This is a genomic window from Streptomyces sp. MB09-02B (assembly GCF_033794485.1).
Classification (GTDB): domain Bacteria; phylum Actinomycetota; class Actinomycetes; order Streptomycetales; family Streptomycetaceae; genus Streptomyces.
The window spans coordinates 1-8862 of sequence record NZ_JARGEE010000375.1 but is presented as its reverse complement, the minus strand read 5'-3'; the positions used below and the strand labels follow the sequence as shown (position 1 = coordinate 8862).

At 71.0% G+C, this 8862-nt stretch carries 8 protein-coding genes; 5 read left to right on the top strand and 3 right to left on the bottom strand.

Translation table 11 applies throughout. The features are described 5' to 3' along the window. Positions 1 to 127: 127 nt before the first annotated feature. From P1P70_RS34960 to zapE, 3 genes are all read right to left on the bottom strand, one after another. A complete protein-coding gene (locus tag P1P70_RS34960) occupies positions 128 to 1657 on the bottom strand; it encodes a SulP family inorganic anion transporter (RefSeq protein ID WP_319245044.1) in 1530 nt (509 codons plus the stop codon). Positions 1658 to 1677: 20 nt separating this feature from the next. Beyond that, complete coding sequence (locus P1P70_RS34955) at positions 1678 to 2256, bottom strand: carbonic anhydrase (protein WP_319245041.1); 579 nt, start codon at positions 2254 to 2256, stop codon at positions 1678 to 1680. Between the two features lie 713 nt (positions 2257 to 2969). After that, a complete protein-coding gene (gene zapE, locus P1P70_RS34950) occupies positions 2970 to 4115 on the bottom strand; it encodes a cell division protein ZapE (protein WP_319245039.1) in 1146 nt (381 codons plus the stop codon). Here zapE and P1P70_RS34945 point away from each other — a divergent pair. From P1P70_RS34945 to P1P70_RS34925, 5 genes are all read left to right on the top strand, one after another. Further along, positions 4114 to 5022: a pyrimidine reductase family protein gene (locus P1P70_RS34945; protein ID WP_319245037.1), complete on the top strand. Its 909-nt coding sequence runs from the start codon at positions 4114 to 4116 to the stop codon at positions 5020 to 5022. The two genes, zapE and P1P70_RS34945, sit on opposite strands and share 2 nt — an antisense overlap. 163 nt (positions 5023 to 5185) lie before the next feature. Next, positions 5186 to 5641, top strand: coding sequence for an indole-3-glycerol phosphate synthase (locus P1P70_RS34940; protein WP_319245035.1), 456 nt, complete (start codon positions 5186 to 5188; stop codon positions 5639 to 5641). A gap of 120 nt (positions 5642 to 5761) precedes the next feature. Next, the gene (murC, locus tag P1P70_RS34935) at positions 5762 to 7147 is read left to right on the top strand and encodes a UDP-N-acetylmuramate--L-alanine ligase (protein WP_319245033.1); all 1386 of its coding nucleotides are present in this window, start codon (positions 5762 to 5764) and stop codon (positions 7145 to 7147) included. 23 nt (positions 7148 to 7170) lie between these two features. Next, complete coding sequence (gene msrB / locus P1P70_RS34930) at positions 7171 to 7578, top strand: peptide-methionine (R)-S-oxide reductase MsrB (RefSeq protein WP_319245031.1); 408 nt, start codon at positions 7171 to 7173, stop codon at positions 7576 to 7578. A gap of 180 nt (positions 7579 to 7758) precedes the next feature. Further along, positions 7759 to 8862, top strand: a 1104-nt coding sequence (locus P1P70_RS34925) for an MAB_1171c family putative transporter (RefSeq protein WP_319245029.1), incomplete at its 3' end; no start/stop codon positions are given.

Genomic DNA, 8862 nt, shown 5'->3' with positions numbered 1-8862 from the left:
TCTTTATATTATATTTGTTTTTTTTTTCTAAACAAAACTCGGCATACGTAATTTCTGCTTGTCTCGTGGGCTAGGAGTTGTGTATAAGAGACAGGCGTAGGCCGGGACACCGGGCCCGGTGGCCGAGTCAGAGTGTGCCTGACGTCGCCTTTTCCGGTTCCGGGACTGTCATCCGGACCGGCTCCGTACCCGTCGTGCTGTGGCGGGCCGCCCAGTTCTCCAGGGCGGTGCGGCAGGCGTGGTCCAGGTGGTGGAGGCCGGTGAGGTGGAGTTCCACGGGGCGGTCCTGCGGGAGGGACTCCAGGCTGTCCAGGATCTTCGGCAGGCGCAGGAACGTCGCGTTGCCGGAGAGGTAGGCCTGGACGGGCCCCGCGCCCTTGTCGATGACCTCCAGCTTGATGTGCGAGGCCTCCCAGGCGGTCTTGGCCACGGACAGGGCGAGACCGATCAGGACACCCTCGAACATGTTGACCGCGACGATCGCCACGGCCGTGGCCACCAGGATCAGCGCCTCGCCCCGGTGCGTGCGCCACAGGGAGACGACCCCGCGGAACGGGATCAGCTTGAAGCCCGCGTGGACGAGGATGCCGGCCAGGGCCGGGAGCGGGATCAGGGCGAGCGCGCCCGGGAGCAGGGCCACGAAGAGCAGCAGCCAGACGCCGTGCAGGACGCGGGAGGCCTTCGTCTTCGCGCCGGCCTGGAGGTTGGCGGAGCTGCGCACGATCACCGCCGTCATCGGCAGCGCGCCCAGCAGCCCGCACAAGGTGTTGCCGGCGCCCTGGGCCATCAGCTCCTTGTCGTACTCGGTGCGCGGACCGTCGTGCATCCGGTCCACGGCCGCCGCGCTGAACAGGCTCTCGGCGGAGGCGATGAGGGTGAAGGCGAGGATCGTGCCGAGCAGCGCCACGTCGGCGAGCTGGCCGAAGGCGTCCAGGCCGGGCGGCTGGATCACGTCCAGCAGGCCCTTCACCTCGACGTTCGCCACCGGGAGGCTGAAGGCCAGGGTGGCGCCCGTGGCCAGCAGGACCGCGGCGAGCGCGCCGGGAACCAGCTGGACCTTCTTCGGCAGGCGCTTCCACAGCACCATCACGGCGATGGTGCCCGCGCCGACCGCCAGCGAGGCGAGGGCGGCGGTGCTGCTCACGGCGTCGACGAAGGCGCCGGGCAGGCCCGCGATCTTGTCGAGGCCGGAGGCGGGTGCCTTCAGGCCGGCCGCCGCGTAGAGCTGGCCGGCGATGATCACCAGGCCGATGCCGGCGAGCATGCCCTCGACGACGGAGACGGATATGGCGCGGAACCAACGGCCCAGCTTCAGCGCGCCCATGGCGAGTTGGAGCAGACCGGCGGCGAGCACGATCACGCCGAGGGCGGGCAGCCCGAACTGGCGGACCGCCTCGAAGACCAGCACGGTCAGACCGGCCGCCGGGCCGGAGACCTGAAGGCTGCTGCCGGGCATCATCCCGGCGACGAGGCCGCCCACGATGCCGGTGACCAGGCCGAGTTCGGCCGGTACCCCGGAGGCGACGGCGACGCCGACGCACAGCGGGAGGGCGACGAGGAACACGACGAGCGAGGCGCCGAAGTCCTGCCGCAGATGGGGGAACTTGGAGGGGGAGGACGAGGAGGACGGGGGCAGGGGAGAGGTCTTGGAGTTCATGTCGGACACCTGGCCGCCGCTCACAGGGTCTCGAACTTGTCGGTCTCCGCGCGGTGTTCGCGCACGGCGCCCGTGTGGACCTCGTAGTACCAGCCGCGCAACCGCAGCCGTCCGTCCGCGAGGCGCTTCTCCACGCACGGGTAGGAGCGCAGGCGCAGCAGCTGGCTGAGGACGTGGTTCTGCACGCCGTCGGCGACCGTCGGATCCTCGACCGCCCCTTCCGGGCGGGGAGTGGCGTTGGTCAGCCAGTCGCGTACGGCCGGTACGGCGTCCAGGTCGTCGCCGCGCACCAGGGCGCCCACGGCGCCGCAGTGCGAGTGTCCGCAGACCACGATGTCGGTGACGCCGAGGACCTCCACGGCGTACTCGATGGTGGCCGTTTCACCGGTGGGGCGGTCGGCGGTGTAGGGCGGGACGATGTTGCCGGCGGTGCGCAGTTCGAAGAGCTCGCCGGGGCGGGCGCCCGTGATCAGGGCCGGGACGACCCGCGAGTCGGAGCAGGTGATGAACAGGACCTCGGGGGACTGGCCTTCGGCCAGCCTGGCGAACTCCTCAGGGCGCTGTCCGAACGTACGGGCGTTGTCGATGAGGGGCTGCATGATGGGGTGACTCCTCCTGGCGCGCCTCGTGGCGCGTCGGGCTTGCACGACAGAGTGGGGGGAACAGGCGCTCCGCGGCTCAGCAGCGGAAGACCTGGAGAACGGCCGGGGTGTGGGCCGTGAGAGGTCTCGACGCCCGGTGGTACGGGGCCGAGGGCCGTTCGGGTGCGCTCGCGGCCGCCGGGTTCTCCCCCAGCGGCGGACGCGCGGGCGTCCCGGGAACGGTGTGGGTGGTGAGGCGATGCCGGTCGCGTGTGCGGTGAGGACCGGTCGGGTCCTGTGAGGGTGCGCACGTGCGGTGGGTGACCGCCGTGTCACGCAACGGCTTCGCGGTGAGGGTGTTTCCGGGCTCGGCTTTGGCCTTGACTTGACCAAGCGTGTGCGCGGCTGCGAAGGATGTCGCGGGAGTGAAGAACGCCAGGGTGAGCAGGACGGCGGCTAGGGCCGAAAAGACGGTCCGGGTCGTCGTACCTCGCAATATGAGCCTCCTCACTGGCAGTTCCGGGTGTCTCCCACGCGTCGACAGTTGCTCGACTTGGTCAACCGATGGTCAACCGCTGGTCAAGAAACACGTTAACCCTGCAAAGTTGTTTGCAGGGTTAACTTAACGTTGCGAGCTGAAGAGAGCCTGAAAAGCGTGGGCGAGTTGGCTGGAACCGGCCCTTGACCTGGGGGAGTTCCGCTGGATCGCGTGACGGCTGGTGGCGGTGGGCTCAGTGCTCCACGAGACGCTTGGCGTCGCGCGCGAGGGCGGTGAGGCGGGAGATGGCCCGGAAGTACTTCTTGCGGTAACCGCCGTTCAGCATCTCCTCGCTGAACAGCCGGTCGAAGGGCAGCCCCGAGGCGAGCACGGGCACCTCGCGGTCGTACAGCCGGTCGGCCAGCACCACCAGCCGCAGCGCCGTGGACTGGTCCGGCACCGGCTTGACGTCCGTCAGGCACACCGCCTTCAGACCGTCCGTCAGGGCGCCGTACCGGCTGGGGTGGACACGCGCGAGGTGGTCCAGCAGGTGCGGGAAGTCGTCGAGCGAGGCGCCCTCGGTGGCGTACGCCGCCTTGGTGACCTCCTCCTCGGAGTACGGCGCCGGGGCCTCGGGCAGACCGCGGTGGCGGTAGTCCTCGCCGTCGATGCGCAGGGAGCGGAAGTGGGCCGACAGGCCCTGGATCTCCCGCAGGAAGTCGACCGACGCGAACCGGCCCTCACCGAGCTTGCCCGGCAGGGTGTTCGAGGTGGCGGCCAGGGCCACGCCCGCGTCGACCAGCTTGCCGAGCAGGGTCGACACCAGGACCGTGTCGCCCGGGTCGTCCAGCTCGAACTCGTCGATGCACAGCAGACGGTGGCCGGAGAGCGTCTGCACCGTCTTCTGGAAACCCAGGGCGCCGACCAGGTTCGTCAGCTCCACGAAGGTGCCGAAGGCCTTGAGGGAGGGCTCGGCCGGGGTGGCGTGCCAGAGGGAGGCGAGGAGGTGTGTCTTGCCGACGCCGTAGCCGCCGTCCAGATAGACGCCGCGGGGGCCCGCCGGGATCCTGGGTGCCTTCGCCCGGCCGAAGCCGAGGAAGCCACGCCGGCCGGCGCCGGTCGCGTGCGCCCCGCCGAGGCCCGCCGCGAAACCGCTCAAGGCGCGGACGGCCTCGGTCTGGCTGGGCTGGTTCGGGTCCGGGATGTAGGTGTCGAAACGCACCGAGTCGAAGCGGGGCGGCGGCACCATCTCGGCGACGAGCCGGTCCGCGGGGACGTGGGGCTCGCGGGTGCACAGGGACGCGGGAACCGCTTCGGGTATCGAACCGATTCCGGACACGGTGGCTGAGGACGACGACACGGTTACCGAGTCTAAGGGGCGTGCCACACTGCACGACATGCGACGCCTGTTCCCTGTGACCGAAGAGACAGCGGCCCGGACACCGGTAGCGACCGGTGGGGCGGATGCGACCGAGGTGCCGACGGCGGGCGGGGGCGAGGGCCCGGCGGTGGCCCGGACGCCGGGTGTGCGGGACGGTCGGCCCTCGGCGGCGGCCGGGGCGTCGGACCTCGTCGAGCGGGAGTGGAGCCTCGACGAACTGGCGGCGGCGTACGCCTACCCCGAGCCCGCGCCGGGCGGGCGGGAGCCCTGGCTGCGCGCCAACATGGTGTCCACCCTCGACGGCGCCGCCCAGCACGACGGGCGCTCGCAGCCGATCTCCAGCGAGGCCGACATGAGGATCTTCGGCACGCTGCGGGGGCTCGCGGACGTGGTGATCGTCGGCGCGGAAACGGTACGGCAGGAGGGGTACCGCCCCGCACGCGCCCGGGAGGCGTTCGCCGAGGCCCGCCGGGCGGCCGGGCAGCCGCCCGCGCCCGCCGTGGCCGTGGTGAGCGCGAGCCTGGACCTGGACTTCTCGCTGCCGCTGTTCACCTCGCCGCTGACGCCCACGCTGCTGCTCACCGGCGCCGCCGCGGCCCCGGACAAGGTCGCCACCGCCGAGAAGGCGGGGGTCCGGGTGGTCGTCGCCGGGGACGGGATGGGTGTCGACCCGGCCCGTGCCGTACGGGCCCTCGCCGACCTGGGGCTGACCCGGCTGCTCACCGAGGGCGGCCCGCGGGTCCTGGGCCAGCTGGTCGCCGCCGACGTCCTCGACGAGCTCTGTCTGACCGTGTCGCCGATGCTCACGGCGGGGGACGCGCAGCGGATCGCCGGGGGGCCCTCGGTGGCGGTGCCCAAGCGCTTCGCCCTGGTGTCGCTACTGGAGGAGTCCGGGTTCCTGTTCGGTCGTTACCGTCGTAAGTGACGGCGGGACCGTCGTACGTGACGGCGGGACCGTCGTACGTGAAAGCAGGCGGAATCTGCCGTTCCGTTCAGCTTTCGCCGGGCACACTAGAACTCTGAGGAGTGAGGGCCCGCAGGGCCCTCCGAGGAGAAGGGCGCCTGTGGTGTCGTTCACGAGCGTATTGATGATCGAGAAGGCTCTGACGTCCGCGGACGTCGACTTCGTCACGACCCTGCACGGCGACGAGCGGGCCTCCTTCCACGTGCTGCTCCAGCCGCGCGGAAATCAGGCCGACCGGTTGCTGCGGGCCGTCGACGACCTCGCCCTCGGTGAGCTGGACGAGGCGGCACGGGAGGGGGAGACGCCGGAGGGGGAGCAGGCGATGGACGCCGGGGAACGGGCCCTGGAGGTGTCCTTGCAGGCGCTGCGCGTGGCCGGGAGCACGGCGGAGGGGCGGCTGATCGAGGATCATCCGCTGGATGCGCTGAAGTCGCTGGTGGAGGAGGTCTCGGCCGATGAGGTGCTGGTGCTGACCGATCCGCATTACGTGGAGGAGTTCTTCCACCGGGACTGGGCCTCGCGGGCCCGGCACAAGGTGGGGGTGCCGGTGTTGAAGTTGTTCTCGCACGCGCGGGCTTGAGGGAGGGGCGCGGCCCCTGGCCCATGGCTACAAAGGGCCCGGAGTTTGTAGCTACTAGGGTGGGGGGCGCGCCTGCTGTGGGGCGTGGATCGTCTTCGTACCGTCGCTTGGAGAACAGACATGGCACCCGGACTGCCTTCCGCCATGGATCGGCCGCACTTCATCGGGATCGGTGGGGCCGGGATGTCCGGGATCGCCAAGATTCTGGCGCAGCGCGGGGCGAAGGTCGCGGGGAGCGATGCCAAGGAGTCGGAGACGGCCGAGGCCCTGCGGGCGCTCGGGGCGACCGTGCACATCGGGCATGCCGCCGAGCACCTCGCTGACGACGCGACGGCCGTGGTCGTCTCCTCCGCCATCCGGGCCGACAACCCCGAGCTGGCCCGCGCCGCCGAGCTGGGGATCCCCGTCGTCCACCGGTCGGACGCGCTCGCCCGGCTGATGGACGGACTGCGGCCGATCGCGGTCGCCGGTACGCACGGCAAGACCACGACGACGTCCATGCTCGCGGTCTCGCTGGGCGAGCTGGGACTGCGGCCGTCGTACGCCATCGGCGGCGACCTCGACGTACCCGGCTCGAACGCCACGCACGGCGACGGCGACATCTTCGTCGCCGAGGCGGACGAGAGCGACCGGAGCTTCCACAAGTACGCGCCCGAGGTGGCGATCGTCCTCAACGTGGAGCTCGACCACCACGCCAACTACGCGTCCATGGACGAGATCTACGAGTCCTTCGAGACGTTCGCCGGGAAGATCGTGCCCGGGGGCACGCTGGTGATCTCCGCCGACCACGAGGGCGCGCGCGAGCTGACGTCCCGGCTGTCCGGGGTGCGCACGGTGACGTACGGCGAGCGCGAGGACGCCGACGTCCGTGTGCTGTCGGTCGTGGCGCAGGGGCTGAAGAGCGAGGTCACGGTGGTGCTGGACGGGCAGGAGCTCACGTTCACCGTGTCCGTGCCCGGACGGCACTACGCGCACAACGCCGTCGCCGCGCTGGCCGCCGGTGTCGCGCTCGGCGTGCCGGCGGCGGAGCTGGCGCCCGCGCTGGCGGCGTACACCGGCGTGAAGCGGCGGTTGCAGCTGAAGGGTGAGGCGGGGGGCGTCCAGGTCATCGACTCCTACGCGCACCACCCGACCGAGATGACCGCCGACCTGGAGGCCATGCGGGCCGCCGCCGGCGACGCGCGGATCCTGGTGGTCTTCCAGCCGCACCTGTTCTCCCGCACCCAGGAGCTGGGCACCGAGATGGGGCAGTCCCTGGCCCTGGCGGACGCCTCGGTCGTCCTCGACATCTACCCGGCCCGCGAGGACCCGATCCCGGGGATCACCAGCGAGCTGATCATCGACGCGGCGCGGAGCGCGGGCGCGGACGTCACCGCCCTGCACGACAAGGCCGGGGTGCCGGCCGCGATCGCGGGAATGGCGAAGCCCGGCGATCTCGTTCTCACCATGGGCGCGGGTGACGTGACGGACCTGGGCCCGCGGATCCTGGACCGTCTTTCCAGCTGAGTCGAGTTGAGAGGCTGAGGCCCATGTCGTACGACGTCGAGAAGCCGGACGAGCAGTGGCGTGCGGAGCTGACGCCGGCCGAGTACGCCGTGCTGCGGCAGGCCGGCACGGAGCCCGCGTTCGTCGGCGAGTACACCGACACCAAGACCGAGGGTGTCTACTCCTGTCGCGCCTGCGGTGCCGAACTCTTCACCTCCGAGACGAAGTTCGCGTCGCACTGCGGCTGGCCGTCCTTCTACGACCCGAAGGACAGCGACGCGGTGGAGCTGCTGGAGGACCGGTCGCACGGGATGGTGCGCACGGAGGTGCGGTGCGCACGGTGCGGGTCGCACCTCGGGCACGTCTTCGCTGGCGAGGGGTACGCCACCCCGACCGACCAGCGGTACTGCATCAACAGCATCTCGCTGAGGCTGACCGCCGAGGAGGGTTGATCGTCGAGGAGGGCGGACGGTCCGGTCCTGGAGGGCTGACGGTCCCGGAGGGCCGGTCGTCGGTGACCGGTATCCCTTCATCTGTCGTCGCACGGACACCCGTTGTCGGGTTGACTACGTGACTACTGTGTGAAGGGTGTTGACGCGAGAGGTCTCTCGGACCGAGCCGGGGGGCCTGACGTGAACGGACTGGTGTACTTTCTGGCGGCCGCCGCCCTGTGGGCCGGCTTCGCCGCCCAGATGCCCGGCCTGTGGCGTGACCGAAGAGATCCGATGAAGCGCGCGCTCTGCGCCGTGATCTTCCTGGCCGGGTGCTGTTTCGCCCTCGGCGCCCCGCCCACCGTCGGCTTCGTCAACCGTGTCGTCGGCCTGCCCAACGCCGCCGCCTGCGTCACCTACGGGGCGGTGAACGCCTTCTCCGCCGCGTCCCTCGTACTGATCGTCCACTGGCGCGGCGCCGACGACCCCGCCCGGCTGCGACAGGTCTCCCGCCGGTGGCTGCTCGCGTACGCGGTGGTCATCGCGGCGCAGACGGCGCTCTTCGCCGTCGGGGACGCGCCCGTCGAGCGCCTCGCCGACTTCGACACCTACTACGCGCACACGCCGTTCGTCCGCGAGATGATCGTCCTCTATCTGGTGGCCCACATGGCGGCGGCCCTCACCACCACGATTCTGTGCTGGCGCTGGACCCCCCGGCTCAGCGGCTGGACACGGAGGGCACTGGCCGTGCTGACCGTCGGGTGGCTGTGCACCAGCGCGTACGGCGTCCTGAAGATGGTGGCCGTCTCCGGCCGCTGGACCGGCCAGCACTGGGATCCGCTGAGCACCCGGCTGGCCCCGATGCTGGTCACGGTCGGGGCGGTCCTCACCTCGGCGGGCTATGTCCTGCCGCTGCTCGGGCCGCGCATCGACAGCCTGGTCGCCTTCCTGCGGCTCGGGCCGCTCTTCCGGCTCGTCGGCGCCCGGGGCACCGGCCGTACCGGGCGGAACGCACTGCTGTCCTGGCGTTCCGTCGGTGACATCGAGCTGCGGCTGACGCACCGGACGACGGCCATACGGGACGGACTGCGGGACGTGTCCGTCCACTTCGACGAGGCGGTCCGTGAGCGGGCCTACCGTCAGGCGCTTTCCTCCGGCTCCAGCACGGGTGAGGCCGAGGCCATCGGGGACGCGGCGATGGTGGCCGCCGCCGTGCTGGCCGGCACGGGGGAGCGGGTCGGCGTGATGCGTCAGGAGGGCCTGGACAGAGCCGCCCTGGACGCGCTCGTGGGGCTCGGCGGGGGG

Excerpts from the sequence above, each read along its gene's own strand:
- P1P70_RS34960 (WP_319245044.1), bottom strand. The coding sequence starts at position 1,657 with ATGAACTCCAAGACCTCTCCCCTGCCCCCGTCCTCCTCGTCCTCCCCC.
- murC (WP_319245033.1), top strand. The coding sequence starts at position 5,762 with ATGGCACCCGGACTGCCTTCCGCCATGGATCGGCCGCACTTCATCGGG.
- P1P70_RS34955 (WP_319245041.1), bottom strand. The coding sequence starts at position 2,256 with ATGCAGCCCCTCATCGACAACGCCCGTACGTTCGGACAGCGCCCTGAG.
- msrB (WP_319245031.1), top strand. The coding sequence starts at position 7,171 with ATGTCGTACGACGTCGAGAAGCCGGACGAGCAGTGGCGTGCGGAGCTG.
- zapE (WP_319245039.1), bottom strand. The coding sequence starts at position 4,115 with ATGTCGTGCAGTGTGGCACGCCCCTTAGACTCGGTAACCGTGTCGTCG.
- P1P70_RS34940 (WP_319245035.1), top strand. The coding sequence starts at position 5,186 with ATGATCGAGAAGGCTCTGACGTCCGCGGACGTCGACTTCGTCACGACC.
- P1P70_RS34945 (WP_319245037.1), top strand. The coding sequence starts at position 4,114 with ATGCGACGCCTGTTCCCTGTGACCGAAGAGACAGCGGCCCGGACACCG.